The organism is Ruminococcus albus 7 = DSM 20455, assembly GCF_000179635.2.
GTDB classification, from domain to species: Bacteria; Bacillota; Clostridia; order Oscillospirales; family Ruminococcaceae; genus Hominimerdicola; species Hominimerdicola alba.
In genome coordinates this window covers 121185-147278 of record NC_014833.1, presented here as the reverse complement: position 1 = coordinate 147278, position 26094 = coordinate 121185, and the positions used below count along the sequence as shown (strand labels likewise).

At 46.4% G+C, this 26094-nt stretch carries 24 protein-coding genes and 3 tRNA genes; 10 read left to right on the top strand and 17 right to left on the bottom strand.

Annotated elements, in window-relative coordinates; translation table 11 throughout:
* The first annotated feature begins 9 nt into the window (after positions 1–9).
* The 3 genes from RUMAL_RS00760 to RUMAL_RS00750 all read left to right on the top strand — a co-directional run bounded on the left by RUMAL_RS00760 (position 10) and on the right by RUMAL_RS00750 (position 2435).
* Complete coding sequence (locus RUMAL_RS00760) at positions 10–687, top strand: PoNe immunity protein domain-containing protein (RefSeq protein ID WP_013496901.1); 678 nt, start codon at positions 10–12, stop codon at positions 685–687.
* A gap of 36 nt (positions 688–723) precedes the next feature.
* Entirely contained in the window at positions 724–1143 is a 420-nt protein-coding gene (locus RUMAL_RS00755; RefSeq protein ID WP_013496900.1) for an NUDIX hydrolase, read from the top strand.
* Positions 1144–1277: 134 nt separating this feature from the next.
* Positions 1278–2435 (top strand): family 8 glycosyl hydrolase, encoded by a 1158-nt coding sequence (locus RUMAL_RS00750; RefSeq protein WP_013496899.1) that lies wholly within the window; start codon positions 1278–1280, stop codon positions 2433–2435.
* A 421-nt stretch (positions 2436–2856) separates the two neighbouring features.
* Here RUMAL_RS00750 and glmS read toward each other — a convergent pair whose 3' ends face one another.
* On the bottom strand, positions 2857–4695 hold the full coding sequence (glmS, locus tag RUMAL_RS00745) for a glutamine--fructose-6-phosphate transaminase (isomerizing) (RefSeq protein ID WP_013496898.1): 1839 nt from the start codon (positions 4693–4695) through the stop codon (positions 2857–2859).
* A gap of 455 nt (positions 4696–5150) precedes the next feature.
* Between glmS and RUMAL_RS00740 the strand changes: the two genes are divergently transcribed.
* Entirely contained in the window at positions 5151–6485 is a 1335-nt protein-coding gene (locus RUMAL_RS00740) for an SGNH/GDSL hydrolase family protein (RefSeq protein ID WP_013496897.1), read from the top strand.
* 102 nt (positions 6486–6587) lie between these two features.
* Here the strand turns inward: RUMAL_RS00740 and RUMAL_RS00735 are convergent.
* From RUMAL_RS00735 to RUMAL_RS00700, 8 genes are all read right to left on the bottom strand, one after another.
* Positions 6588–6672 (bottom strand) — tRNA-Tyr (locus RUMAL_RS00735).
* 37 nt (positions 6673–6709) lie between these two features.
* Positions 6710–6785: transfer RNA gene (locus tag RUMAL_RS00730), tRNA-Thr, on the bottom strand.
* 134 nt (positions 6786–6919) lie between these two features.
* Positions 6920–6993 (bottom strand) — tRNA-Pro (locus RUMAL_RS00725).
* A 77-nt stretch (positions 6994–7070) separates the two neighbouring features.
* Positions 7071–7757: a tRNA (adenine(22)-N(1))-methyltransferase gene (locus tag RUMAL_RS00720; RefSeq protein ID WP_013496896.1), complete on the bottom strand. Its 687-nt coding sequence runs from the start codon at positions 7755–7757 to the stop codon at positions 7071–7073.
* Entirely contained in the window at positions 7750–8274 is a 525-nt protein-coding gene (locus tag RUMAL_RS00715) for a shikimate kinase (protein WP_013496895.1), read from the bottom strand. Before RUMAL_RS00715 ends, RUMAL_RS00720 begins: the two co-directional genes overlap by 8 nt.
* A gap of 39 nt (positions 8275–8313) precedes the next feature.
* A complete protein-coding gene (locus RUMAL_RS00710) occupies positions 8314–9144 on the bottom strand; it encodes an RluA family pseudouridine synthase (RefSeq protein ID WP_013496894.1) in 831 nt (276 codons plus the stop codon).
* Positions 9126–10058: a hypothetical protein gene (locus RUMAL_RS00705; RefSeq protein ID WP_013496893.1), complete on the bottom strand. Its 933-nt coding sequence runs from the start codon at positions 10056–10058 to the stop codon at positions 9126–9128. Before RUMAL_RS00705 ends, RUMAL_RS00710 begins: the two co-directional genes overlap by 19 nt.
* A complete protein-coding gene (locus RUMAL_RS00700) occupies positions 10039–10701 on the bottom strand; it encodes a histidine phosphatase family protein (RefSeq protein ID WP_013496892.1) in 663 nt (220 codons plus the stop codon). Before RUMAL_RS00700 ends, RUMAL_RS00705 begins: the two co-directional genes overlap by 20 nt.
* A gap of 161 nt (positions 10702–10862) precedes the next feature.
* On the opposite strand from RUMAL_RS00700, the gene RUMAL_RS00695 reads away from it, so the two are divergent.
* The 3 genes from RUMAL_RS00695 (at position 10863) to RUMAL_RS00685 (ending at position 14045) form a co-directional block, all read left to right on the top strand.
* Positions 10863–11498: a helix-turn-helix domain-containing protein gene (locus RUMAL_RS00695; RefSeq protein ID WP_013496891.1), complete on the top strand. Its 636-nt coding sequence runs from the start codon at positions 10863–10865 to the stop codon at positions 11496–11498.
* Between the two features lie 367 nt (positions 11499–11865).
* Positions 11866–13128, top strand: coding sequence for a 4Fe-4S dicluster domain-containing protein (locus RUMAL_RS00690; RefSeq protein ID WP_013496890.1), 1263 nt, complete (start codon positions 11866–11868; stop codon positions 13126–13128).
* Positions 13125–14045, top strand: a complete 921-nt coding sequence (locus RUMAL_RS00685) for an RnfABCDGE type electron transport complex subunit D (RefSeq protein ID WP_013496889.1) — start codon at positions 13125–13127, stop codon at positions 14043–14045. The genes RUMAL_RS00690 and RUMAL_RS00685 overlap by 4 nt, the downstream gene beginning before the upstream one ends.
* Positions 14046–14100: 55 nt before the next feature.
* On the opposite strand, the gene RUMAL_RS00680 is transcribed toward RUMAL_RS00685, so the two are convergent.
* The 4 genes from RUMAL_RS00680 to RUMAL_RS00665 all read right to left on the bottom strand — a co-directional run bounded on the left by RUMAL_RS00680 (position 14101) and on the right by RUMAL_RS00665 (position 16834).
* Positions 14101–15030, bottom strand: a complete 930-nt coding sequence (locus tag RUMAL_RS00680) for a cell wall hydrolase (protein ID WP_013496888.1) — start codon at positions 15028–15030, stop codon at positions 14101–14103.
* A 401-nt stretch (positions 15031–15431) separates the two neighbouring features.
* A complete protein-coding gene (locus tag RUMAL_RS00675; RefSeq protein WP_013496887.1) occupies positions 15432–15971 on the bottom strand; it encodes a DUF3592 domain-containing protein in 540 nt (179 codons plus the stop codon).
* Position 15972: 1 nt separating this feature from the next.
* Positions 15973–16467, bottom strand: a complete 495-nt coding sequence (locus RUMAL_RS00670) for a hypothetical protein (RefSeq protein ID WP_013496886.1) — start codon at positions 16465–16467, stop codon at positions 15973–15975.
* 4 nt (positions 16468–16471) lie between these two features.
* Positions 16472–16834, bottom strand: a complete 363-nt coding sequence (locus RUMAL_RS00665) for a hypothetical protein (RefSeq protein ID WP_013496885.1) — start codon at positions 16832–16834, stop codon at positions 16472–16474.
* Between the two features lie 268 nt (positions 16835–17102).
* On the opposite strand from RUMAL_RS00665, the gene RUMAL_RS00660 reads away from it, so the two are divergent.
* Complete coding sequence (locus tag RUMAL_RS00660; protein ID WP_013496884.1) at positions 17103–18404, top strand: CAP domain-containing protein; 1302 nt, start codon at positions 17103–17105, stop codon at positions 18402–18404.
* Positions 18405–18481: 77 nt separating this feature from the next.
* On the opposite strand, the gene RUMAL_RS00655 is transcribed toward RUMAL_RS00660, so the two are convergent.
* From RUMAL_RS00655 to RUMAL_RS00640, 4 genes are read right to left on the bottom strand one after another with little or no spacing between them, the layout of a single operon-like run.
* Complete coding sequence (locus RUMAL_RS00655) at positions 18482–19771, bottom strand: ABC transporter permease (protein WP_013496883.1); 1290 nt, start codon at positions 19769–19771, stop codon at positions 18482–18484.
* Positions 19772–19782: 11 nt separating this feature from the next.
* Positions 19783–21612, bottom strand: a complete 1830-nt coding sequence (locus RUMAL_RS00650) for a biotin/lipoyl-binding protein (RefSeq protein WP_013496882.1) — start codon at positions 21610–21612, stop codon at positions 19783–19785.
* Positions 21609–22319 (bottom strand): ABC transporter ATP-binding protein, encoded by a 711-nt coding sequence (locus RUMAL_RS00645; RefSeq protein ID WP_013496881.1) that lies wholly within the window; start codon positions 22317–22319, stop codon positions 21609–21611. Before RUMAL_RS00645 ends, RUMAL_RS00650 begins: the two co-directional genes overlap by 4 nt.
* A gap of 14 nt (positions 22320–22333) precedes the next feature.
* Complete coding sequence (locus tag RUMAL_RS00640; RefSeq protein ID WP_037304200.1) at positions 22334–24025, bottom strand: efflux RND transporter periplasmic adaptor subunit; 1692 nt, start codon at positions 24023–24025, stop codon at positions 22334–22336.
* A 493-nt stretch (positions 24026–24518) separates the two neighbouring features.
* On the opposite strand from RUMAL_RS00640, the gene RUMAL_RS00635 reads away from it, so the two are divergent.
* Positions 24519–25232 carry a hypothetical protein gene (locus RUMAL_RS00635; RefSeq protein WP_013496879.1) on the top strand — a complete coding sequence of 238 codons (714 nt, stop codon included), beginning with the start codon at positions 24519–24521 and terminating at the stop codon, positions 25230–25232.
* A gap of 66 nt (positions 25233–25298) precedes the next feature.
* Entirely contained in the window at positions 25299–26060 is a 762-nt protein-coding gene (locus RUMAL_RS00630; RefSeq protein WP_013496878.1) for a Nif3-like dinuclear metal center hexameric protein, read from the top strand.
* Positions 26061–26094: the final 34 nt, after the last annotated feature.

Below are 26094 nucleotides of genomic sequence, written 5' to 3'. Positions count from 1 at the left end.
AAGACCCCCATGCGTGATACATTAAAACCCAAAGAATATTTCGACCAGTATATCCAAAAAACGTCAGAAGGTATCCAAAAATTTGAAAATGGTCTTTCCGAAGGAAAATATCAGGCAGATAAGATACTATTTATAAAGGACTACATTCTGCAAAAAAAGATAGGTATAATCATCGCCAAGTATTCCAAAGGCGACCCTCTCAATGATATCAAACAGGAATTCGATTCCACTGTCGAACTTTTCTGCGAAGCATGGGACGATTCGGTCTACGACAGCAATATCATCTATGCCTCACTTGCATATCTTCTCGGTCTTGAAGCCGATAAGCTGAAAAGCATAAAAGACAAATTGCAAAACGCCGATAACTATGACTCTCTGCTGGAGTTTATCCTCACAGGAAATAAAGACAACTTCGATGCATCAAAAATATCCTTCCCGAAACCCTACAAAAATTTGGTAAAAAGCATCGAAGCCGAAGACAGAGAACCATTCCTCAAATACCTGAAAGGCTGGTATAAAGGTTCAAAAGGCAGTGCGTGGTACGGCACCCACGAACTGGAAAATAAATACTGCTATAACGGCTACTGGTCTTTTGAATCCGCCGCCGTCGCCAAAAGACTTGGTCTCAACGACAGCGACCTGCAAAATGAACAATACTATCCCTACGATCTTGTTCATTTCAACTGATTGATATACCGACTAAAAATATAAGGAAGTGACCTCATGGTACAAGGCTACAACTGCATGATAGTCCTCTCACCCGAGGGTGACGAGTGGCTGATGTGCAAACGCCGTAAGGATCCCTACAAAGGGCTGTACAATCTGGTGGGCGGTAAGATCGAAAAAGGCGAGGAGGGCGAACACGCAGCCTACCGCGAACTTTTTGAAGAGACTTCCATCACCCGCGAGGATATAACCTTAGAACGCCTTATGACCTTCGATTACCCCATGGACGGCTGTTATGTGGAGGTATGGGCAGGTCAGCTAAGTCAGCCCACCGAAGTCAGCGGCGATGAAAATGACCTTGAATGGATGCCCCTCACCGAAGATTTTTTCGATATGAAAAAGTATGCAGGGGAGGGAAATATCGGGCATATGCTGGAGATACTGAAGCTACACCCCGAAAGATACCGCATACTATGATACCAAAACACCTCTGCCCCACAGGGCAGGGGTGTTTTTTAAAAAGACAGCAAGTCATCAGCAATTTTTGATTAGACTTTGATATCGTGCCGTGATAAAATCATAGTTAATAAAATCAACCACGGAGGTATAAAATGAACACAAAAAACTACCGCAACGCCTTTGCCGAGATAGGTAAGACAAACGAAGAAATATCCGCAAGGCTTGAAAAAATAGTCAATGAATTTTTTTACGGTGATGACACCTTCTATCATGAGGACGGTGATACCGCTTATTTTGAAGATACAGGCAATCACGATGCAAGAACAGAGGGAATGTCCTACGGCATGATGATGGCTGTCCAGCTGGATAAAAAAGATATCTTCGATAAGATATGGAAATGGTCAAAGAAATATATGTACCTGACAGAGGGCGCAAACGAGGGCTATTTCAGGTGGTCATGCGGCGTTGACGGCAAAAGCAACGCTGAGGGTCCTGCACCCGACGGCGAAGAGTTCTACGCTATGGCACTGTTTTTCGCTTCACACAGATGGGGCGACGGCGAGGGCATATTCAACTATTCCCACGAAGCTAAGGAGATACTCCGCGCCTGCCTGCACAAGGGCGAAAACGGCAGGGCAGGTGCACCTATGTGGAACAGGGATAACAAGCTGATACTCTTTGTGCCCGGTTCTGATTTTACTGATGCTTCCTATCATCTGCCCCATTTTTATGAGCTTTTCGCACAGTGGGCTTATGATGAGGACAGAGAGTTCTTTGCACAGGCAGCTAAGGCAAGCCGCGATTACATAGCAAAATCGTGCCACCATATCACGGGCATGAATCCCGAGTACGGCGAGTTTGACGGTTCTCCCATGTCCCGTCCTCTCCCATGGGCAAGCGAAAGACATGACTGGTTCTACAGCGATGCTTACCGCACTGCCGCCAATATCGGTCTTGACAGATCATGGGGCGGCAAGGACGACCGCCTTGAAGATGCTGTAAGACGTTTGCAGTATACTCTCGGCATCATCAATAAAAATGCACCTTTCATGACCTATGAGGTAGACGGTACTCCACTGGACGAACCCGCAAGACATCCTGTGGGACTGCTTGCAACAACAGCACAGGCATCACTTGCCATAAGCGGAAAGCTTTCTCTCGATGCAGAGGATAAGTCAGTACGCCTTGCCGCTGAATGGGTAGAGCGTTTCTGGAACGAACCCCTCCGCAAAGGCGACAGACGTTACTACGATAACTGCCTGTATCTCTTTGCATTCCTTGCCCTCAGCGGAAATTATAGGATATGGTAAATTCACAGGAGACAGCACTCACCCGCTGTCTCCAATTTTTTATGCCTGCGCAGGTCGGTCTCGGATTGATACAGATGATGGTTTATCTTACAGACTGCGAGCTTTATTGAGGAAGACCCTTTTGAAAAAGGGTCCTCCTCAAACTCCTCCCCGAAAACTTTTAACTCTTTTTGGCAGGGGGCAGACATCTTTATAAAGTACACCTAGTACGGTCACTTACTTCACTATATAATAATAGCTGCCCCCTGCCAAAAAGAAATAGAAGTCTTTGGAAAGGGGTCTGGGGAATAACCTTTCTTCAGAAAGGTTTTCCCCAGCAGAACCCGCAGTACGCAAGATAAACCATCATCTGCACCGAACTGGGACTGCTCCGCGGGGCATAAAAACGGCGGACAGAATGTGTATCTGTCCGCCGAAAATATTATTCAACTGTAACGCTCTTAGCCAAGTTTCTGGGCTTGTCAACATCAAGACCCTTAGCTACCGAGATATAATATCCGAGCAGCTGGAGAGGAACTACCGCAAGACTTGCGGCGAAGAGCGGGTCGGTCTTGGGAACGTATGCGGTGAAGTCCGCAGTGTCCTCAACGCTGTAATTGCCGTAGGAAGTCAGACCCATGATGTAAGCACCTCTTGCCTTGCACTCCACCATGTTGGATACTGTCTTCTCAAACAGCGCCTGCTGTGTCAGTACGCTTATAACAAGTGTACCGTCCTCTATAAGGCTGATAGGACCATGCTTCAGTTCACCTGCAGCGTACGCCTCCGAATGGATATAGCTTATCTCCTTCATCTTCAGCGAACCTTCAAGGCTCACCGCATAGTCGATACCTCTGCCGATGAAGAATGCATCCTTGATGTTTGCAAACTTAGAAGCGAACCACTGTATCCTTTCCTTGTCTTCAAGTATCTTAGCTACCTTTTCGGGAATTGTCTGAAGTTCTTCAAGAAGCTCAGCAAATCTTTCGTCGGATATCTCACCGCGTACCTTTGCAAACTGCATAGCCAGCAGGTACGAAGCTATAAGCTGAGTGCTGTATGCCTTTGTAGTAGCAACAGATATCTCGGGGCCTGCCAGTGTATAGAACACGCTGTCAGCCTCTCTCGCGATATTAGAGCCTACCACGTTGACTATACCCAGAGTCTTTATGCCCTTTTCCTTTGCAAGGGTCAAAGCCGCACGGCTGTCGGCAGTTTCACCGGACTGGCTGATTATTATAACAAGACTGTTCTTGTTCAGCGGAGTTTTTCTGTACCTGAATTCGCTGGCAAGCTCAACTCTCACAGGGATAGAAGTAAGTTCCTCGATAACATACTGAGCCGCAACACCTACGTGGTAAGCAGAACCGCAGGCAACGATGTATATCTGCGAGAGCGCCTGTACTTCCTCATCGGTAAGACCGAACTCGGAAAGTACGATATCTCCGTCCTTTACAACTGAATTTATGGTATCCTTTATTACCTTGGGCTGCTCATGTATCTCCTTCAGCATGAAGTGCTCATAGCCGCCCTTTTCAGCTGCCTCAGCGTTCCACTTTATCTCAGTGAGCTCCTTGGTTATCTCCTCACGCTCGATATTGTAGAAGGTAACTGCGCCCTTTTCAAGCTTTGCTATCTCCTGATTGCCTATGTAGTAAACATTCCTTGTATATTTGAGTATGGCAGGAACGTCAGAAGCAACATAGGTCTCGCCATCTGCAATACCTATTATCATAGGGCTGTCCTTACGGGCAGTATATATCTCACCGGGATATTCCCTGAACATAACGCAAAGCGCGTAGCTTCCGCGTATACGTATCATAGCCCTCGCGATGGAATCCACAGGACCCTCGCCGTACTTGCGGTAGTAATAGTCTATAAGCTTTACTGCTACCTCGGTATCTGTCTGTGACTTGAAGGTATAGCCTGCCTTTATCAGCTTGCCGCGAAGCTCCTGATAATTCTCGATTATACCGTTGTGTACCGCTATAACGTTCTCATCATCAGTAGCATGAGGATGAGCATTCAGCGCAGAAGGCTCACCATGGGTAGCCCATCTGGTATGACCGATACCGCAGCAGCCCTTGACAGCCTTGCCGTCGTCAGTCATATTTATAAGTACTTCCAGCTTGCCCTTTTCCTTGATTATCTCAGTATCCTTATCTCCGTCGCGAACAGCTATGCCCGCCGAATCGTAACCTCTGTATTCAAGTTTTGAAAGACCGTCAAGCAAAACGGGAGCCGCCTGATGATCGCCGGTAAATCCAACTATACCACACATATATATACCTCCAGTATCCTGTGATCATGATCTTTTATTGCGTTCACCCCTGACACACCGCGATAAACAGCCTTTTTAGGAACGATAATGATATATCGGCTTAAAATTATAGTGTATCAATGGGATATCCGTAACTTTTTTTAAATCAACACCTGATAAAAATTATATCAGAAAATTCATTAACTGTCAACGGTTTCACACAATTTTCAACACATTTTCCTCAGCAAAGCACTGTCCAGCCATAAATGATACGCCCGTATCTGAAAATTTATTCCAACACCGCAAAAATTACAGCAGAATTTTTCTCAGCTTATACAAAGATCTCACATACTGAAAATTTTCGGATATCATGGGAAATACCTTGCCATTTTATCTCCCGTGTGTTATAATGCAATTACAAAAGGGTACTGCCGTTAAGGCATGAAAGGATATTATATTATGAAAGGAGTGTTAGTATGAAAAAAATACTTGCACCGATACTTGCACTTACCATCTGTGCAGCAGCTCTTGCAGGCTGCAGCGGCTCTTCATCTGATGAGAGTTCAAAGGCGGATACCACCGCAAAGACCGATACTGCCGACAGCAAAGACACATCGGCAGATGATACCGAGCCAGTCCCGGAGGACGACCCCTCCGCTCAGCTTCTTGCACAATACCCCGTAAACGAAGGCGCTTATGACTTCACACAGGGTGCCACAGAAAATATGCTGGGCAGAGCCATACTCAATCACGGAGATACCTCAAGGCTGGCAGCAAAGCTCCAGCGTACCATTGACGATCCAAAAGCCGTGACCAACATCTGCTACATGGGAGATTCCATTACCGCAGGTTCAGGCTCCACAGGATCTTCCAAGCAGTATACCAACCTGATCACCGCATGGTGGGAGGAAAACCTCAGCTTTTACGTGCTTGGAACAAACGCAGGTATAGGCGCTACTGATTCCTACCTCGCTGTACACAGGGCTTCAAGAGATATCCCGCCCGAATCCGATATCATATTCATCGAATTCATCAATGACCAGGACAATCTCCTCTATCAATCCTCAATGGACAGCCTTGTAAGGTACTGTCTCTCTCTGGAAAACCAGCCCGCTGTCATACTCATCGAACCCTCAACCGAGGGCGGCGGATCTCCACAGGCATCACATCTCAACGTTGCAAAGACCTATGATATACCCATGATATCCTACCACGATGCTATCATCCCCGAGATTGATGCAGGAAATTTCCAATGGAAGGATACATCCAATGATAACGTGCACCCTAACGATGCAGGTCATAAGATCATGGCACAGTGCGTTATCAATCTGCTGGAGCAGGTAAAGAACGGTCTGGACAGTGAGAACAAGGAAGTCACTCCCTTTGACCCTGCAGCTGTGCCTTCACCCACAGACGATAAATTCGCAGGTGCTGTTCTCGGTTCTTCCGATACTCCCGATATAGTGGAAGTCACCGATGCAGGCACATTCACCGAGACCGCGCAGTCCGGAAATTTCAGCGGCGGCTGGGCAACCAAGTCAGGTGGCAAGATAACTTTTAAAATAAAGTGCAAAAACCTTGGTATGCTCTATATGAAGAATATCAACGGCACTTTCGGCAAGGTATCTGTAAAGGTCGATGACAACGATGCTGTCATCATAGACGGCGACTTCCCCGGCGGCTGGGGCAGTTATCCCAAGGCAGATGAGATATTCTCCTCTGATTCCATCGCTGAACATACTGTCACCGTAGAATCCATCAACGGCGATACCAATCCCGATTTCAGCATACTCAACTGGCTCATAAGCTGATACAGAACACAAAGCCCCCGAGTGTCAAATGCTCAGGGGCTTGAATATTTATACTTGCCATATAAAAAAACAAACGCCCTGCAGTTACCTGCAAGGCGTTTCTGGTGGGAGAAGATGGATTCGAACCATCGAAGCTGAAAGCAACAGATTTACAGTCTGCCCCCTTTGGCCGCTCGGGAATTCTCCCATTTATTCACCCGGAATATTTCCCGAATGAATATAACTGGAGCTGGTGGACGGACTTGAACCCCCGACCTGCTGATTACAAATCAGCTGCTCTACCAACTGAGCTACACCAGCTAATCATCATTAGCGGTATTCCGTGGTGTCGTCTCTCTCCTGACGACTTAATTATTATACCACAGATCTTTTTGAATGTCAAGCGCTTTTTTGAATGTTTTCAAATTGTTCACATTTCTTCAAAATCGCTCAAATCGAGACGACAGGATTCGAACCTGCGGCATCTTGCTCCCAAAGCAAGCACTCTACCAAACTGAGTTACGTCTCGTTTCTGCACCATTATCCGTGCAGCCTTTATATTATACCACTACATAGCAGTATTGTCAAGAGGAAATTATAAATTTTTTATAAGCAATTTTTTTCGCACTGTTCCTTAATATCCTCCGCAAGTGCCTGCATCTCCTTTGCAGCATCTGCTTCCCCGGATGACAGCTTACCCCTTGCACAGGCTTCAAGACGCACCGCCTGCCTCAGCAGATATTCTCTTCCGTCGTCATCATCCGCAGTAACTCTGCCGCAGAAAAGGTATCTCAGGTCACATGGATAACCAGGCTTTTCCCCTGTGTACACCGCCTGCATTACCGAGTATACAAAGCGCCCGCTCGTACAGGGCTTTTCTCCTCTTACCTCAAAGCCATTCTCATAAAGCCAGCGCCTTAATGTATCCCATTTCGTCATGGGCTGAAGCACCAGATTCAACGCAGGTTCAGCAGTTTTCAGCCACCGGCAGTCCTCCAGTATCCTCGCTATCAGTTCACCGCCCATACCCGCTATGACTATATCCGTAAGCCCTTCCGCAGGCACTTTTTCAAGTCCGCAGGAAAGTATTGGTGTCACCTTGTCTTCAAGCCCGTTCTGTGATATATGTGCCGCTGCACTTTCAAGAGGCTTCTCAGCTACATCACAGGCATAGGCTTTATCGCAAAGACCCTCAGCAGCCATATAGCAAGGCAGATATCCGTGGTCTGTACCGATATCAGCTATGACCCTGCCCCTGCAAAGCGATACACAGGTCAGCAGACGTTTATCCATTTTTACCGTTCTCCCTGATGAATTTTTTATACATACGCTCTATCTTCACTGCTATAACAAGCGGCGGATATCCACCCGATACCACAAAGTGCGAATGCGCCTGATATTTCGGCTTTCTGTCCTCAAAACGCGCCAGCAGCTGTTCACGGGTCGAACTTGCAGCTATAGGACGGTGAGGGTCATCCTTTATGCGGTCATAGCAGGTGTCAAAATCAGTATCTATAAATACCACCATGCCTGCGCCCATAGCAGTCTCACCGTTTTTATCAGAAAGCAAAGCGCCGCCGCCAGTGGCTACCACTCCGCCCATATCACCGAAAGCCGCAAGTGCTTCGGTTTCTTTCTCCCTGAAATAAGTCTCGCCCTTCTGTGCGAATATATCGGGTATGGTAATACCCTCCCTTTCTTCTATATAGTCGTCGAGATCAACGCACTTGCATTTCAGCCTTCCTGCCAGTATCTTTCCGACAGTGCTTTTTCCGCAGCCCATAAAGCCGCAAAGAAATATGGGTACCATATATTTCCTCCTTAACTTCCGATGTACGCTCTCATATCATCACAGTTTCCTTTCAGAAAACACTGTTATCCTCTTACCGCTTTCGGGCGATATGAAGCTCACCTCACTGCACATTAGCGCCTGCCCTTTCCTGTTTGAAGTATCACCGCCATACATCTCATCACCTATCAGCGGCAGACCTATATGTGCCATGTGCACACGTATCTGATGAGTGCGCCCGGTTTCAAGCAGAAATCTGCAGAGCACACTGTCTTTACGCCTTTCGATCACCTGCCAGCAGGTAGCCGAGTACTTACCGTCCGCACGCACACAGCGCAGTATAACAGATTCTCTCTCCCTGGCGATAGGTGCACACACCCGTCCTCCGCTTAGTTTTGTGAGAGGTATAAGTCCGCAGTAAACCTTGCTTATGCTGCCTGCCAGCGCATTTGCGGCATAACGAGTTTTTGCCACGCATACGCATCCTGCAGTATCTCTGTCAAGGCGGTTCACAGTGCGGAAAGTAAGTCCTTTACAGCGACAGGCAAAAAAGTTCGCCAGCGTATCTCCGCGGTGGTTTATTGATTCGTGTACAGGCATATCCGCAGGCTTATCAAAAACTATAACGTCCCCGTCCTCATAAAGCACAGGGACATCCAGCAGCGGATTCGGTTCGGGCGCAGTTTGCCCGGGTTCAGTGACAGTTATTTTCTGACCTTCATATGCCGGTGCTGTCACCCTTATCTTAGCCCCGTCAAGACATATACCGTCCGATAGTTTCAGCTTGGTCAGCAGGCGGCGCGAGAAACCCCGCGCACGCAGTATATCCTTGACCGACCGTCCGTCTTCTTCCAGCGTGACGGTCAGGGTCCTTACATATATTTCTTCCATCTCTTTATCATACCCGGCAGCTTATCCTGATTTCTGTCACCCAGCAATTCACGCATAAACAGTGCATAGCTCACCCTGAAATAGGGATACACCGCAAAATACGGATACACCAGCAGCAGCAGCGGTAAAAATTTTATATAGTACGCTATGAACGTCAGATACCGTCCGTGCCTGCCTTCCATCAGCCTTACCGAAAGATCACAGGCATCAAACACATTACAGCGCGGATTAGGAGCCATAATATATGGTGTCAGCGCCATTGAGATGTAATACCTCAACGCCAAGAACAGCCAAACCGCCGTCATACTCAGCGATGCCATCAGCGCGATGAGCGCACATGAATTCAGCTCACTCAGCCTTATCTCCTGTACCCAGTAGTAAGCAGTGTATGCCGTAAGCATAGCGGGAGTTATCACAGTGACCTTTATCACCAGCTGGATGAACGCTGCATAAAACGAGCTGCTGTAAAACTTAACGGAATGGGCAGAAGCATAGCCTCGCGTTTCCATGATATCGCTGCCCATGGCAATATCCAGATAAAGCCTTCTCACCATACCGAAAAACGGCGATGCCAGTGAAAACTCAAACAGCGTTTTGCTGACCCAGAACACCCAGGTCATCACCCTGCCTTCAAGAAGCTCTTCAGCACTGTAAAGCCATGTATACCCTACGCTCCGCAGCGAAAGATACAGTGTCGTTTCACCCAGAAGTATCAGCGCTATCACTGCAAACTGGAACACCATCAGCGAAACGCTGTCGCCGCTGCATCTGGCTATCCTCTGTTTTGCAACACGCCTGATATCCTCACCGCTCATCGGACGGTAGGTATCCGCGCTTACTTCGGGTACATCGACGATGTCGTTTCCTACATCCAAAACATCTGCAGTCTGCAATTTAATCGCCTTCCTCTTCATCGTAGAAGCTTCCGAAGCTTTCATCAGGGTCGCGGTCGGGATATCTTCCCAGCACCTCGAACGCCTCAGACCTCTGCCACATGGAAGCAGTTACCATTACCTCAAAGCCCTCACCGAAATCACAGGCATAGTCCATAGGGCGGCGCTTGGGTACACCGAAACAGCTGAGCATATTCATTATTATACCGCCGTGTGTCACTACCGCAGCAGAGGTAAGTCCCTCATACATCATATCGGATATGATGATCTTTATTGCTTCATAACAGCGGTTGACCATATCCCTCGCCGACTCTCCTCCGGGAGGAGGATTATCAAGTCCGCCCTTGATGTACTGTTTATACTCAGGGGTATCCATAAGATCCTCTGCCTTTTTGTTTTCAAACTTGCCAAAATCCATCTCACGAAGTTCGGGAAGTTCAACAGTATAGCAGTTTGGGTATATTATGCCCGCAGTCTGCTTGCAGCGTTTCAGAGGGGATACATACACCTTCTGCGGATTCGGGTAATCCAGTTTCTCAAGCTTGTCAAAAAGCTCCTGTGCGCCCGCATTACTGAGCGGCAGATCGGTAGTACCGATATATCTTCCGTCCTCATTGGCTTCTGTAATGCCATGACGTATAAATGCTATCCTATAACCCTTCATGGAAACTCTCCTTAAATTAATTATTTATTATCACTTTACAAACATAGGAAATTGTTGTATAATATAAATACGGCTGAGATCGGAAACGAAATCATTTTTATTCCAAAAGATCTTACAGCAGCACACTTTGTCTTTTAACGTTTACGGGAGTTGGTTCTGGTATGAAAGCTGACAAAACTCAGCAATATCTTCAGCAGGTGGGCGAAAGACTCAGAGGTGCACGTCTGCTCATGGGAATAACACAGAAGCAGGCTGCTCAGGCAACAGGTATGTCGCAGTCCTTTCTTTCGCTGGTCGAGCGCGGCAGAAAAAGTATATGCACAGCGCAGATAATCTCACTTATAAGGTACTACAAGGTACCCTACGAAATGATATTCGGAAGTGAGGAGAAGGACTACAATCTTAGCGACTTCCCATCGGGAGGCAGCGCGGATATATCCCTTGAACTTCTGACTCTGCTCGTCGGCAACGGCAGCAGCGATAAACTGCTGACAGGCACAAGCAATTGTCTGAAACTGGTGATATACATCATATTCAGGACCATATACCGTGAAAATCCCAAGAACAGTGAAAAGCTGTTCTCCATAGATTTTGACGATGCGATGAGCGGTGTGAACAGGATAATGAACGCAGCACCTGACGGCATATCTGCTTTTATACAGCACAGCCGCGAAGTAAAGGCGAACAATTTCGAGATACCGCCCGAAAAGAATCCGGAGCTGAGAGCTTTCATCGCTGAATGCGAATATATGCTGAAAAACACCAAAAATGCCAAGCTCATAGACAACGCCGAATAGACACACAGATATTATAGCATATATTCAAACAAAAGTAAAGCCGCATAAAGACAATTCACGGAAATCAATTTTCGGAAATTGCATATATCATCACATGGGTAACAACCGTTACCCATGCCATAAAGTGTATTCACCCCTGCCATCGTGCGCACAGGGGTCGATATATAAACGGCGACTGAAGGCCGCCGGAATAGTTTATGCCTTCCTATATACAGTGAAAAAACTGCAAAAGTTGTACGTTTTTGTTCAACTCTTGCAGGAATAAGTCCGGGTTAAAAATAAAAACAGTTGTTTGTACAATGCTCGCGCACGAGATATGTGCATTGTCTACAACTGCAAATCAATTCTATACTAAAGGAGTGGTAATTTGAAGATCAGAGGTATTTTTCTCGACAGAGAAAAAAACACCGCAAAAAGTCTGACTCTCGCACTGCCGACCCCCGAAAGGGTATACGTGCCGCTGCCGAAAGGGTGCAGCGCATCGGTAAAAACGGGGCAGTGGGTACTTCGCGGCAACAGGATATGTGACTGCGAGATCCCTGTACACGCTTCTGTTTCGGGAAAGGTCGAAGAGATCAAGACTATGGAATGCTCCGGGAACAGTTTTGAAACCGTTGTGATCAAAGCTGACGAGGCGCAGAAGGATGCAGCGGTTAAAACTCCGCGTGCAGACAGCAGAGAAAGCTTCATCGAAGCGCTAAAGGCATCGGGAAGCCCTGCAGGAAGAAAGATAGCAAGAGCTGCGAACGCTGATATACTGATAGTAAACGGCATAGAAAGCGAACAGTATCTGACGGCTGAAAACAGATGTATGCTGGATGACAGCGAACTCATCACTGCGGGTATAGCGCTGACGGGCAAGCTGCTTGGCATTAATACAACATACATAGCTGTAGCTTCAGACTGCAGCGAGGCACTTGCTGCCATGGAAAAGGTCGCAGCAAAAGCCCCCAACACCCTAGTCACAAAATTGAGGTGCGATCATCCCGGCGGCTCTGACCTGATGCTGGTGAACAATATCACAGGTCGCAGCATCAAGCCCAAAGAAACAGCGGCAGACAAAAAGGTCCTGGTGCTGCTGCCGTCAGACGTGGCATTCATAGCATCGTACTTTGAAACGGGTATGCCCTTTATCGAAAGAAGAGTTACAGTGGACGGCGATCTGGTAAAAACACCATGTATATTGAAAGCACCCATAGGCACACCTCTTTCAGCGCTGCTGGATTATGCGGATGCTAACACAAAGCCTGCTGAAAAGCTGATAATCGGCGGTCTTATGACAGGCAGATCAGTTACTGACACTGAGCTTCCACTGGGAGCAGAGGACAGTGCTGTGCTGATATTCATGAAACCTCTGGCACCGGGCAAGGGAAGTCTTAATGACCCTCAGCAGAAGACAAACTGTATAAAATGCGGCAGATGTGCGCACGCCTGTCCTGCAAAGCTCATGCCTATGAGAATAGAAAAAGCACTTAAAAGAAGGAACAAGGCCGCACTTGAAAGACTGCGCCCCGATCTTTGTATAAAATGCGGTGCCTGCACTTATGTATGTCCTGCAAAACGTGAGCTGACAAAAGTAATACGCGAAGCAGCAGAGATCATTGACAGGAAGGGCGGTGAGGAGCAGTGACAGATTTCAGACCTGAGATCGCAGAACTGAAACAGTTTTCTGCACCATATATAAAAGAGGATACTTCGGTATCAAAGATAATGACCCATGTGATGGTAGGACTGCTGCCCTCGCTGATACTCTCGGGAATACTATTCGGAGGCTCGGCACTGCTGCTTACAGGCTTCTGCATACTAACTTCGCTGCTGTGGGAATTCATCATATGCCTGATACTGAAGCGCAAGAACAGCATAAATGATCTTTCGGCTGCAGTTACGGGTATGATATTCGCCTATATGCTGCCCACGGGATTCCCCTTCTGGCAAGCTGCCATAGGCACCTTTATAGCGATAGTGGTATTCAAGCATCTGTTCGGAGGACTTGGCAAAAACATATTCAACCCCGCTGTTGCAAGCAGACTGGTATGCTGGTTCATATTCCGTTCCAGCTTCATATACTATGAACCTGATGTCAATTCAGCTGATATGCCAAGCTACGGCGAGTTATCGCTGATGTCGGGCGTAGATTCCTACGGAGATATGTTCCTCGGCAGAGTATGCGGCGGTCTGGGCGAGGTATCTGTAATAGCACTGCTGACAGGTGCTTTCTATCTGGTATCCATGAGAGTGATATCCCTGTATGAGCCTGCTGCTTTCCTGGGAACGATATACCTGTTCTCGGCAATAGCAGGAAAGGACGGATTATACCAGATACTTGCAGGCGGTACTGTGCTTGCGGCATTCTTCCTTTGCTGCGATACAGTGACTACCCCCTCGACCAATATCGGCAAAATAATATTCGGTATAGCTGCAGGTTTTCTGACCTGCGTATTCAGGTTCTTTACCGATATACCGCAAGGACTGCTGTTTGCAATACTTATATGCAATCTGCTGACGATAGTTATAGACAGGGTGACAGAGACTGCCCCCGGTAAATAGAACGATAAAAACGGAGGAAGCGCTGCGCTTCCTCCGTTTACTATTTATTATGTGATCAAATGGAATAGAAATGGTTCATGCTGCCATCGCCCCAGAAAGAGTTATAACCGTGGTTAAACTGCTCGGGGTGTTCGAGGTAAAGGTCAACCGCTGCCTTTACACTGGGTGTTACCTGATAGGAAAATGTACCCAGATAAAGTGTCCATTCAAGACCTGAGAACTGATAAGGCTGAGTGAGAACGCCCCATATAGAATTAGGGAAACGGGGATCCTTAACACGGTTCATAACAGCCTCAACGACCTTAGCCTTTTCTTCTATGGCTATCCAGTCAGAGCCGTACTCATGGCCTACAACGTTGCAGAGCCATATATACTCTTCATCAGTCACCTGTACCTTTCTGCCGTTGTCCTGCTGTTCTTCGGGTGCAGGCTCCTCAGCGGGAGCAGTTTCCTCAACAGGTGCAGCCTCGGTAACCTCTGCGGTCTCCTCAGCAGGCTCTTCATAAACAGGCTCACTCTCGGTATACACAGGCTCCTCATATACGGGTGCCTCGGTATACGCCTCGGTAACAGGTACCTCCTCAACAACGGGAGCTGCAGTAACTGCAGGTGCAGGAGCTGCCTTTTTCAGATCCTCATCTGAGATCTTTATTGTAGTCTTCTTTAAAGTATTCTTTGCTTCAGACTTCTCGGCTTTCTTCTTTGTGACCTTCTCAGTCTTCTTTGCTGTAACTGCTGTGGTCACTGCGAGAGTATCCTCCTCAGCGGTAACTTCCTTGGAAGCAGTTTCATCATCGGTAACAGTTTCATCGGATGTGGTCTCATCATCAGTGGTGTCCTCATCATCAGTAGTTACCTCGGTGAATGATCTTACAGTTACATCTTCATCAGCGCTGCCGTTGCTTACTGCCTGATATGTAAATCCTGCGAAAGCTCCTGTGGCTATCATGCATACTACTACGGCTGCGATCTTGAGTTTAGTCATATCAATATCCTTTCTGATCTGTCTGTGTGATTTATCTCTGTCTTTTGTTCACGATGACTATGATAACACATTTCGCGAATGATTACAAGAAGGTTACAATGGTTTTCCATTTTGTAAACACTTTACAGCTTAATTTTAGCTTAATTTTCAGCAACAATGCACAATAAAATTGCCTCAAAAATATCCATTCTATTTCCTTGATTATATGTTTTAACAATCCAAATCAACAAAAAAAGCCGAAAAATTCGGGGATTTCCGACCATTCGTGAGGGGATTTTTACATATTTTACGCCGGTAAAAAAACGGTATCAAGGCTGTCATAATTGTAACAATTTGCACAGAAATCTATGACGATTTTTTACAAAAAAAGAGGGCAGCATATCGCTGTCCTCTCCTTATGATCATGATCTGAAAAGTGCCGCACCGCCAAGCATGACCAGCACGCCAAGTACGGCGAGTATGATACCCGCAGTTTTGCTTTTGCCGTCATCCGAAGCACTGTCATCGGGCTCATCGGGAGCATCTCCGTCATCAAGATAATAATCCGACGGTTTCTTCGGATCGTACTTTATTTTGATATCGTCACCCTCGGAATATCCGTCATCCGGTATCTGTTGTGCATACTCCTCGCCGTTTACGGTATATACTATCTTCCACTCGACAAACTCCTTGTCGCTGCCTCCGTTAGGGTCAGGTATGGCTGTGACTGACTTTTCCACCGTCCTGGCAGTCCCCTCAACGTATGTATCCTCTTCAATAATAGTTTCAGTGCCGAAGGTAGGCATGAAGCTGTATCCCTTAGCGACCTTGAAGGCTATATACAACAGCAACAGTCCTGTGACCATCAACACTATACCCACGATATGCCCTGCCCCGCTGAAAAGTCCGTCAAAGCTTTTGTCTGTATCGTCTGCCATTATGAGCAGTTTAGTTATATCCATTTTATCCACCTCTCAGCATGGGATTTTCGTATCCGTGCTTTTCATAGTTGTCGTTCAGCATAGTTATAAGCTTGGTGCTTTTTATGCCGATATAAAGTTTAAACGGTCTGCCGTTGTTGTAGTAGATGTTGAGGACCTCTTTGATGACCTTGCACTGTGTATAATCGTAGCTGTATTTTTCGGCAGGTCGTAGACAGTCCTTTTTTATCTCGGGGACGATAATGCCCACGGGAGTTACGACGGTGAACGCACACGGCAGATACAGCACTGTGACTATAAGCGCAAGCACGTATACCACCGGTGACATATTATCTACCGCATAACAACAGCTTGTGCCCGCAGCGAAAAGCACCATAAATACAAAATCCCATATCTCAGGCAGTATGACTTTATCCTTTGCGGCTCTCAAAGCCTTTATCAACCTGATATCAATAACCAAGAGAGCTGCGGCGGCGCCTGCAAGACACACCAGCATTACAATATCAAGATCGGTCATGATATCACTCCCTTACGTAGGCAAGTTCAAGATCGCCGTCAACAAAGCCGAAACCAACAGCGCGGTAGTTTTTCAGCATATCCGAGTATCTGCCATTTTCAAGATAAGCGGATATCAGTTCACGGACATCTTCGTGTGCTTCTTCCCAGCTGTATTCCTTTTCCCAGTAATACAGGTCTTCCTGCGATGAATATACTTCAAAACAAGCCCATTCATCGTCCTGTGCATCAAATCTGTCGGATGCCACCAGCTGTACAGACCAGCCGTTGTTCTCTTCCTCGTATATATTGAAATTAGCAGCTGCCGCTTCATCTGGCAGTCCGTTCTCAAGCTTTTCATCCAGCCATGCCGCAAATTCTTCGTACATGAGATCTCTCCTTTCAGGAATGCCGCCAAATACATTTAAGGGTACTATATTAATATACGACATCCACCATAAATGTATTATATCACATCACAATAAAAATGTAAAGACGAAAAAAGGCAGTACTTACGCCACGGGTGTATTTTGGTATGCGCCCTGTGTTTCGGCAGTGATAAAATACTTGACAAAACTTCTGCGGTGCGGTATAATTAATTAATGTGAGATAACAATTTAATTTGTGTAAAAATACAGAAAGACAGAAGGATAAAATATGAATTTAAAGAAAGCTGCAAACGTAAAAAACATCGTGTGCCTTGCTGCAGTTGCAGCACTTGGTGTGGGTATTGTTATTGCCGATAAAAAGGGCGGTAATGACAATGAGATCAGGAAGAAAGCTGACAGCAGTGCTGCGGCAAGCAGTAATGCTAAGGGCGGCGGATCTGAAAAGACAGACAAAAGCGGCAGAGAGAAAGTCATTCTTGCTGCAGAGATACCTGAGCTCAGCTGTGAGTCTGTTGACTTTGGCGGAAATGTGATATTCGCATCACCTGACGGAGGTTATTCGTTTATGGAGAACGGAGATACTGTCAAGGGTATTGCCGTTCAGGATGACAGCGGTGCTGAGGTGAAATTCTCAAAAGAGGACGGCAAGCTGGTTCTTACAAGGGATGATCAGCCCGCAGCAGGATTTGTATACGAAAACCATATGATAGAGCTCAAGGACGGCAAGCTGTATATTGACAGCAGCCCTGTTGAGTATAAAGCAACTTCTTTTTCGTCCTACAGGATAAATAAGGATCATGTTATAGAGTGTACCGAGAAGGGCAAATACAGGATCAAGGACAGTAACGGCAAGATCGTCAAGACCTTTGAACTCAAAGAGAATACGGGTTCAAAGATAAAGATCAAGGCTGATGATGAGGGCTTTTATACTGAGGGTGTTAATGACGGCTGGTTCTATAATGTTTACAGACTGGGTGACGATCTTCTGACTACCACATGGGAGAACGTACTCTATATCAACGGCAGGGAGCTTGTTCCCTACGGTTATACCGATGACCATGTTGATCCCGATGTAAAGGTGGATATCGACAAGATAGGGCTTGAGCCTATGCGTCCCCCTATAGATTACGGCTCTGCAGCTGATGAGAATAATGATATCAGCTCCCTTACCGGTGAGATGCTAAGCTATGTCAATGAGGTAAGAAAGCAGTACGATATGCCTTATGTGTACGGCCTTGATGAGCTCGATAAGGCAGCGGATATAAGGGCGAAGGAGCTGGCTGAGAATTTCAGCCATACCAGACCAGATGAGAAGGAAAGTTCGTATAATACTGTACTGAGCAGTGAAGGCATGGTATGGTGGCGCAGCGGCGAGAACATCGCAAAGGGCGGCGCTGATGCAAAAGAGGTCTTTGACAGCTGGATAAGCTCCGAAAAGCACAGGGCGGTCATGCTCGATCCCGATATGAAGTATCTTTCACTGGCGAAGTATGAGGCTGACGGCGAGACTTACTGGGAGCTCCTTATGTTCAACGATTCCTATGTACCCGTTGAGGAAGAAGCCGAATAATAAAACGATAAAGGCGGAGAGCACATGGCTCTCCGCCTTTTTGATGTATAGCAGATTTTTCTTGTACAGTGTAAATATCACTCGTAGCGAAGTGCATCTATAGGATTGAGGTTTGCAGCCTTGATACTGGGGATAAGTCCGAAGACTATACCTACTACCATGGAGAATGCTACAGATACTATTATCGCAGGGGTGGATATCGATACAGGCACCTCAGCGATATTAGCTATGACCTCTGATAAGCCTATTCCTATCAGTACACCGAGTATACCGCCTATGGTGGTCAGTACAGATGCCTCAGTCAGGAACTGCGCAAGTATACGTGTCTTTCTTGCACCGAGTGCTTTTTTAAGTCCTATCTCACGGGTACGCTCTGTAACGGATACCAGCATTATATTCATAACACCGATACCGCCTACAAGCAGCGATATACCTGCTATCCATATAAGCATCTGGTTTGTGGACTTTGAAAGATCCTGAAGCTTCTTAGCCTGTTCCAGCAGACTTTCGCTCTTGTATTCAAGGGTATTTGCCATACCCTCCTCAGGCTGCTGCTCTGTGTCAACGCTCGCCTTTTGAATATTCTCATTGAGTATATCCGCTGTCTTTTTGCCTGCGCCTGTCATACTGTCGGTGTCCTTTGCACGCACCACACAGTTCTGCGGCTCGTCATAGTGGAAAAGTATGCCCCAGTCATTGGTAGGTATGAATATCAGTCCGCTCGACGAACTGTTGTAGGTGAAATAATCTTCAACGCTGTTTATAACAGGCTCAAAACCTGTGCGCTTGCAGGCAACGCCTATTATCCTGAAAGGCTCACCGTTGATGTCGAGTATCTTTCCTATCGGGTTCTCGCCCTCAAATAGGCCTCTCTGCATACTGGTGTCTATTATGGCTACCTTTGAGAAGTCGTTGTACTGCTTGTCAGAAAAGCCTATGCCCTCTGCTATCTCATATCCCATTGCGGAAAAGTAGTCCTCATCGATACCGTATATTATCGAGGATTCTATCTTCTTGTTCAGGTAGAACAGATTGTCGAGAGTATCTCTCTGACGGTAAAGAGTACAGCTTTCTACCTCGCTCAGATCGACTATCCTCTTTTTGCTGTCCTCCGATATCACTCTTATGTTATCGGGTACGGGTGTCCAGCTGAAATCTGTTTCCGAATCACCCTCCATCAGTGATATCTTAACGGTGTTGTTGCCTGCACCGATAAGGTTGTTCTTTATCTGTTCGTTAGTTCCTTCAATGGTGGATACTATGGCGATTATAGCCGCAATACCAATGATTATGCCCAGCATCGTAAGGAAAGAACGTATCTTATGGCTCACTATTCCCTGAAGGGAGAGCCTAACATTTTCTATCATAGCTTACCTCCTCAGAATATGTCCATGTTCTCGGGCTGGAGTATCTCGGTAGTTTCGCGGGTCTTGGCACCCTCCTTGACGTCTTTGCCGAATGGGAAACATATCTTGTCTTTGTAACTCAGTCCGCCCTTTATCTCGATGATATACCCGTACATTATCTGTCCGACTTTCACATACTGCTTTTTCAGTCTGCCGTCTTCATCGGCTTTCATTATGTAATAGTCGCCGCCCTCCTGCCTTACATAGTGTATCGGCAGGTATATCGAATCAGAAGACTTATTGGTGTCGGTATTTTTCTTGTCGGGTCGTACCTGTATCCAGTCATCCAGTGAGAAGTTTTCTTCACCCTCAGTCAACTTGGCGTGTACCCTGTAAGTTGAATTGTTGGGATTTTCGCCCCAGCTGTGGCTATTGTAGCTTACAGGTTCATTGTCTATCTTTGTTACCTCGGCCTTGCCTTCGTTGCCTGTATCCCATGATGTCAGTGTCATGGGATCACCGATCTGTATGTTCAGCAGATTCAGCTCGGTCACATCGAATATCACCTCTGAGCCGCCTTCGCCCTGTATAACAGCGAATGCACGGTCATCAGCCGATGGCTCTTCGTAGATATCTTCTTCGTCTTCCTCGACAGGTTCTTCTTCATCGCTCTCTTCACCGGAAGCCTTGCCTATCTTCTTTACTATGCCGTCCATTTCAGCATACAGCTTGCCGTCTATCTTGCGCTTCTTTGCTGTGCTCAGCTCGAATTTCGCGCCCTTGAGATCAAGTTCCAGCTGTTTTATCTCGTCCTCCTTGTCGGATATCATACCCTTGATATCCTCGCGGGAATAGATATAATCGTTGCTGTCGGGGTCGATGTAGTTTTCGGCAGGCTCATAGTCCTCAAAGTATTCCTCCGGCTCCTCCGGGATCTCAGGCTCGGTATTTTCGTCCTCGGGCATTGAAGAATCCTCGTTCTTCTCTTTGGTAGTCGGGTGAGTGAAGCTCAGTTTGCCGTAGTGCTTGACATCGGTATCTATCGAGGGGTTGCCGTCCTCGTCAATGGTTATGCCGTCACATACCTTCCAGCTTACAAGCTCTTCGGGGGCGGTCTTCTCTGCGGGTACGATTATCCACTTGAACAGGTATCTGAATGCTTCGTCGTATACGCATATCTCCGCGTACTTCTTCTCGCTTGCCATTCTTATCATGAATTCCTTGGATATCTCAGCTTCCTGAGTGCAGTTGATGATATAAGGCATCTCCATTGTTCCTACGCCCTCTGCCGGTGTGAATGCAGGCTTGACCACATCAGTTATGAGCTGTGCGGGGGGACCGTCGGGGATATCGGGATCAATATCATCGGGTATGCTGTCGTCAGGTATGCTGTCATCGGGCATATCATCAGGGAAGTCGGGATAATCAGGCTCGGGCGGCTGAGGTGCGTCCTCGGAGGGCTTGTAGGTCTTTATCTTTTCAAGCTCCTTCTTTGCCATTTTAATATCCTGCTCAACTATCTTTACGGCATTCTCTTTCTGTGCAAGCTCCAGCTCAACTACAGTCATATCGTATTCAAGTATCGCATCGCCTTTTTTGACGCTCTGTCCTTCCTCGACGTATACTTTCTTTACAAGTTTTTCCGTGTCTATGTACACTCTCTGCGTGTTCGATGCTACTATCTCACCGTCAATATCGTCAAAGTAGTAATCGAAATAATCGCTCGGCAGCATCATCAGGTTTACAGGTACTACGTCTACGATGACTTTCTCCTGCTTGCTGTCCTTGTATTTTTTGATGCCGAAATATCCGCCGCCGCCAAGTACTGCTACGCAGAGAAGAAGTATTATAAGTTTTTTCATTCGCTCTGCTCCTCCTCTTTCTTTATGCGGCTGTTGAATGCACCGCTGTGCAGCTCACCGTCACGTATGTACATCACACGCTTTGCGTGCTCAGCTATCTCGGGTTCGTGGGTTATCATTACTATGGTCACGCCGTCGCCGTTGAGCTCCTCAAAAAGCTCCATTACATCATCGCCCGACTTTGTGTCCAGTGCGCCCGTAGGCTCGTCAGCCAGCAGAAGCTTCGGCTTGTTCACTATTGCTCTTGCTATTGCTACTCTCTGCTTCTGTCCGCCGGAAAGCTGAGTGGGATTGAAGTTCATCCTGTCCTCAAGTCCTACTCTGCGAAGGGCTTCCTTTGCCATCTCACGGCGTTTCTTTCTTGAAAAGCCCGCATACAGCAGGGGCAGCTCCACGTTTTCCAGAGCCGACTGTCTTGGCAGAAGATTGAAGTTCTGGAAAACGAATCCTATTTTGGTATTGCGTATATCCGAAAGCTGCTTGTCGCTGCATTTCATTATATCCGAACCATCGAATATGAAACTGCCCTTTGTCTGCTTGTCAAGGCATCCGATTATGTTCATCAGTGTGGATTTACCCGAGCCCGAAGGTCCCATTATAGCAACATACTCGCCGTCATCAACACTCAGTGAGATGTCCTTCAGTACGGGGACAGGTTCTTTGCCCTGCATATAGTCCTTGAATATATTGTTCAGTTCAAATACCATATTGTCCGCCTTTCTCAGCTGTAATGCTTTTTAAGGAACTCGTCCTTCTCGTCGGTGGACATGGCATTGAATTCAGCTTCGGAGATGCCGTAGAGCTCCTCAAAGGTAACATCGGGTTCCTCGCTCTCGGTAGTATCAGCCTTTGCCTTGCCGTCATTTACGTCAGCAGGTGCATCACCGCCGTCAGCTGCTTCACCGTCATAGTCAAATGTGAAGTTGCCTTCATCGTCGATATTTCCGCGGATGAAGTTGCCATCAGCATCCATTTCAATAACACCGCCGTCAGGTGAAGTTATTTTTGTTGAACCGTCAGCAGCACCCTCTATGAAATTGCCGTCCTCATCTGTCATTGAATAGCTTCCGTCTTCGTTTGATACAAAGTTATCGGACGTACCCATGTCGCCCTCATCCATCATACCTTCGTCCATCATTCCTTCATCCATCATACCGTCTTCCATCATGCCTGACTTGTCAAGCTCGTTTTCGGGTATGTCCTTGTCGGATGAATTAGTAGTCGTCTTCAGACCTGCCTTGATATAGTCAGCAGGGTATGCTATGTAATCATCAGGTGACAGTCCTTCGAGGATCTCGCAGTCACCGTAGTCAGTATCTTCCTTGCCTATCTTTACGTAGCGCTTCTCGATAACATCCTTGTCACCTTTTTTTGCCCATACGTAGGATTTGTCGCCCTCTTTGAGTATGAAGTTCGCATACAGCCATATACCTGTCTTTTCCACATCGCTGCCGTTGTCGGTGTCTATGAGGATGTGCTGTCCGAGCCTGAAGCCTTCAAGTGATTCGGGCTCAACATAGAAAGCATACTTCGATGAAGTTGATTGCTCATCTTCGTCCATGCGGTAGCCGTACATATCATCATTGTTTTTCTGAGGTGATGTGTCTATCTCATTGACAACACCTTCTGTACAGGTGTCATCTATCCTGCTGCGGAGTATCACCTCGGCACCATTGTATATGGAACTGCTGTTCTGCTCGTTGAATACACCCTTAACACGGTAGTCACCCTCGGCGGTCAGCTTCATTATAGCATCTCCGTCCGATTCTCCGTAGCGGTAGTCGTATTCATCATTCATGCCTGATGACGGATCTTTCAGCTCCTTTACAGTACCGGTTATAGGTGCTACAACATAGGCGTTCTTCATGGAGCTTTCAAGCTTTTTGATCTCCACGTTCTTCGCCTTTATATCGTATTCCTTTCTGGCATTGTCGCTCTGCAGCTGAAGTATCTGGTTTGTATAGGATACTACCTGATCTTCGCTGGCTTTTTTCTTTTCTTCCTCGTACTGCTTTATCTGAAGGTTGTTGGTGTCGATCTCGTTCTGAGCCCTTTCTACATCCAGCTTGGCAGTGTCGATCTCGATCTTGATAGCATCGGTATCGTAAGTTAACAGCTTGTCACCTTTGTTGACCTTGTCGCCCTCGGCAACGAGTATATCCTTTATGGTCTTGGTGCTGTCGTATTTTACATCCACTGATTTCTGCGAAACGATAACGCCCGGGAAGCTGTTTGCAAACAGATCCGCACCCGTGACGGTGTTTACGTTTGCCACCTTCTGAACGTATACCTTATCGCTGCTGTTAGCCTCAGGACCGGCGTAATTCTTGTACAGCTTCCAGCCGCCGAAGCCTACTCCGCCGATGATCAGTAAAGTAGCAACAGCTTTTCCGATAGAGCTTGCTTTTGACATATCATATCCTCCTGTTTTAAGTTCGTTAAGACAAAAAAAGTCCGTACAAACACACAGCCTGCCTGTCTTTGCCGGCGGCTGAAGTGAAGTATACAGACTAACGGTCATATCCGTCGCCTGTTGTCGTTTTTTTGTCTACACATTTAATATATATCTATATAATTATTATAGTACAAAAATTATATTCTGTCAATGGAAGTTAAGCGAATTTAAGAAATTCTTCTGATTATTAACTGGTTATATATAGGCTATATGAAAATTTATATTAGCATTAGTTTTAGTTAACTGCTAACCCACCTCTGTAAAATAATGGCATTTTTGGTGGAACGGTACAGAAAAAATTACACTATTATAATTTTATTGAATAAAATAATAATATTATCATTGACAAAACAGAACAGTTGTGTTATACTTCTACTATATACACTTTGACCTGTGTCATAGCTGTATTGGTATACTCTTTTCATAACTAAGTATCAGAGGGTGAATAATAATGACCGAGCTTGAAAAAATGGAGCTGGCAGAATGCTATATCAACAGATATTTCGAGATAGCTGACGGTGTTGAGGTCAGCAAGGAAAACAAGGAATATCTGAAAATATATATAAGGGACGTTTCTGAAGCGGAACGTGAGTACGATTTTAACGGAAAACGTAATAAGACTATGATATATGTGCTGATCGGCGCTCTTATTTTTGCACTGATACTTTTTGCAGCATTCCATACAGGATTTTTATGGATAATCCCTCTTTTGGGCTTTGTTGCAGTAATAATATTCGGATTCAGACAGACAAACAAATACTACATCCAGAAGCTTTCCGAAGTCAGGGAGCACCAGAAAGAGGTAAATGAAGGTATCACCGAGCAGATAGAGCTTCTGGCAGGCAGGATAAAGCAGCTTGAAAAACAGCGTGACGATTATCTGGCAGCGCTCAGGAAAAAGATAGATTTCATGGAGCTTGATATGGACTACATGAATAATATAGGTCAGATCAAGGAATTTATGGTGAACGGTGAAGCTGAGACCTGTGAAGAAGCTGTTGAGCTGTTTGAGTCTAATCTGCTGATGCAGCAGATGACAGGAATTATGACTGCAAGCGTACACGATAAGACAATGGATATCGAGAAGAACAAGAAACGCTTCGGTGACCCGACTAAGGATTTTGGAAAGAAGCCTGCGAAAAAGGGTCTGTTCGGAAAAAAATAAAGACAGTACGGCGCTTCCGGCAGAAAATGCCGGAGGTGTCTTTTTATAGCAGACAGGAGGATCATTATGTATACGGCAGGAGAAGTATATGCATTCATCGAGGAAATAGCCCCTTTCCGATTGCAGGAAAGCTACGACAACAGCGGACTTTGTGTGGGCAATAAAGGCAGAAAGGCAGATAAGATACTTTTATCCCTTGACTGTACCATAGATGTGGCAAGAGAGGCAGCAGATACAGGTGCTGACCTTATCGTTACTCATCATCCCGTGATCTTCCGCGGCATAAAAAAGCTCGATCCCGACAGCGTGGTAGGTGTACTTGTCAGGAACGATATCAGCGTTATCTCAGCCCATACAAATTTTGACAGCGCTGTGATGAATGATATACTCTGCAAAAAACTTGGTCTTACACCTATCGACTGCATAGCTGAGGAAAACGGTGCAAAAATGGGCTGTATATGCGAACAAAGAGGTGTTACCGCCGAAGCTCTTGCTGATATCTGCAAGGAAAAACTGGGCTGTCCCACGGTGAGGTATGACAAGGCGAATGACGGTCTGCTGAAAAGGATAGCTGTATGTTCCGGCAGCGGCGGAAGTTTTCTCGGTGAAGTGCTTTCCAAGGGCTGTGACGGCTACATCACGGGAGACGTGAAGCACGATATCTTTGTTGATGCTTACAACGCAGGTCTTGTGGTATTCGATGCCGGGCATTTCTACACCGAGGATATCTTCTGCGAATATATGCAAGGTCTGCTGAAAGAGAGATTCCCCGATGCAGATATAAGCATAGCAAAAAGTTCGGGCGATGTGGTGGTATGGCATAAGTAGCAGGAAGCAGCGTGAATAGCGCTGAAAGATATAA

Coding starts and splice junctions, on each gene's coding strand:
- RUMAL_RS00665 (WP_013496885.1), bottom strand. CDS start 16,834: ATGTACGAAGAATTTGCGGCATGGCTGGATGAAAAGCTTGAGAACGGA.
- RUMAL_RS00755 (WP_013496900.1), top strand. CDS start 724: ATGGTACAAGGCTACAACTGCATGATAGTCCTCTCACCCGAGGGTGAC.
- RUMAL_RS00740 (WP_013496897.1), top strand. CDS start 5,151: ATGAAAAAAATACTTGCACCGATACTTGCACTTACCATCTGTGCAGCA.
- RUMAL_RS00710 (WP_013496894.1), bottom strand. CDS start 9,144: ATGGAAGAAATATATGTAAGGACCCTGACCGTCACGCTGGAAGAAGAC.
- RUMAL_RS00675 (WP_013496887.1), bottom strand. CDS start 15,971: ATGGATATAACTAAACTGCTCATAATGGCAGACGATACAGACAAAAGC.
- RUMAL_RS00695 (WP_013496891.1), top strand. CDS start 10,863: ATGAAAGCTGACAAAACTCAGCAATATCTTCAGCAGGTGGGCGAAAGA.
- RUMAL_RS00760 (WP_013496901.1), top strand. CDS start 10: ATGCGTGATACATTAAAACCCAAAGAATATTTCGACCAGTATATCCAA.
- RUMAL_RS00680 (WP_013496888.1), bottom strand. CDS start 15,030: ATGACTAAACTCAAGATCGCAGCCGTAGTAGTATGCATGATAGCCACA.
- RUMAL_RS00705 (WP_013496893.1), bottom strand. CDS start 10,058: ATGAAGAGGAAGGCGATTAAATTGCAGACTGCAGATGTTTTGGATGTA.
- RUMAL_RS00715 (WP_013496895.1), bottom strand. CDS start 8,274: ATGGTACCCATATTTCTTTGCGGCTTTATGGGCTGCGGAAAAAGCACT.
- RUMAL_RS00660 (WP_013496884.1), top strand. CDS start 17,103: ATGAATTTAAAGAAAGCTGCAAACGTAAAAAACATCGTGTGCCTTGCT.
- RUMAL_RS00630 (WP_013496878.1), top strand. CDS start 25,299: ATGTATACGGCAGGAGAAGTATATGCATTCATCGAGGAAATAGCCCCT.
- glmS (WP_013496898.1), bottom strand. CDS start 4,695: ATGTGTGGTATAGTTGGATTTACCGGCGATCATCAGGCGGCTCCCGTT.
- RUMAL_RS00645 (WP_013496881.1), bottom strand. CDS start 22,319: ATGGTATTTGAACTGAACAATATATTCAAGGACTATATGCAGGGCAAA.
- RUMAL_RS00650 (WP_013496882.1), bottom strand. CDS start 21,612: ATGAAAAAACTTATAATACTTCTTCTCTGCGTAGCAGTACTTGGCGGC.
- RUMAL_RS00700 (WP_013496892.1), bottom strand. CDS start 10,701: ATGAAGGGTTATAGGATAGCATTTATACGTCATGGCATTACAGAAGCC.
- RUMAL_RS00635 (WP_013496879.1), top strand. CDS start 24,519: ATGACCGAGCTTGAAAAAATGGAGCTGGCAGAATGCTATATCAACAGA.
- RUMAL_RS00720 (WP_013496896.1), bottom strand. CDS start 7,757: ATGGATAAACGTCTGCTGACCTGTGTATCGCTTTGCAGGGGCAGGGTC.
- RUMAL_RS00750 (WP_013496899.1), top strand. CDS start 1,278: ATGAACACAAAAAACTACCGCAACGCCTTTGCCGAGATAGGTAAGACA.
- RUMAL_RS00670 (WP_013496886.1), bottom strand. CDS start 16,467: ATGACCGATCTTGATATTGTAATGCTGGTGTGTCTTGCAGGCGCCGCC.
- RUMAL_RS00655 (WP_013496883.1), bottom strand. CDS start 19,771: ATGATAGAAAATGTTAGGCTCTCCCTTCAGGGAATAGTGAGCCATAAG.
- RUMAL_RS00640 (WP_037304200.1), bottom strand. CDS start 24,025: ATGTCAAAAGCAAGCTCTATCGGAAAAGCTGTTGCTACTTTACTGATC.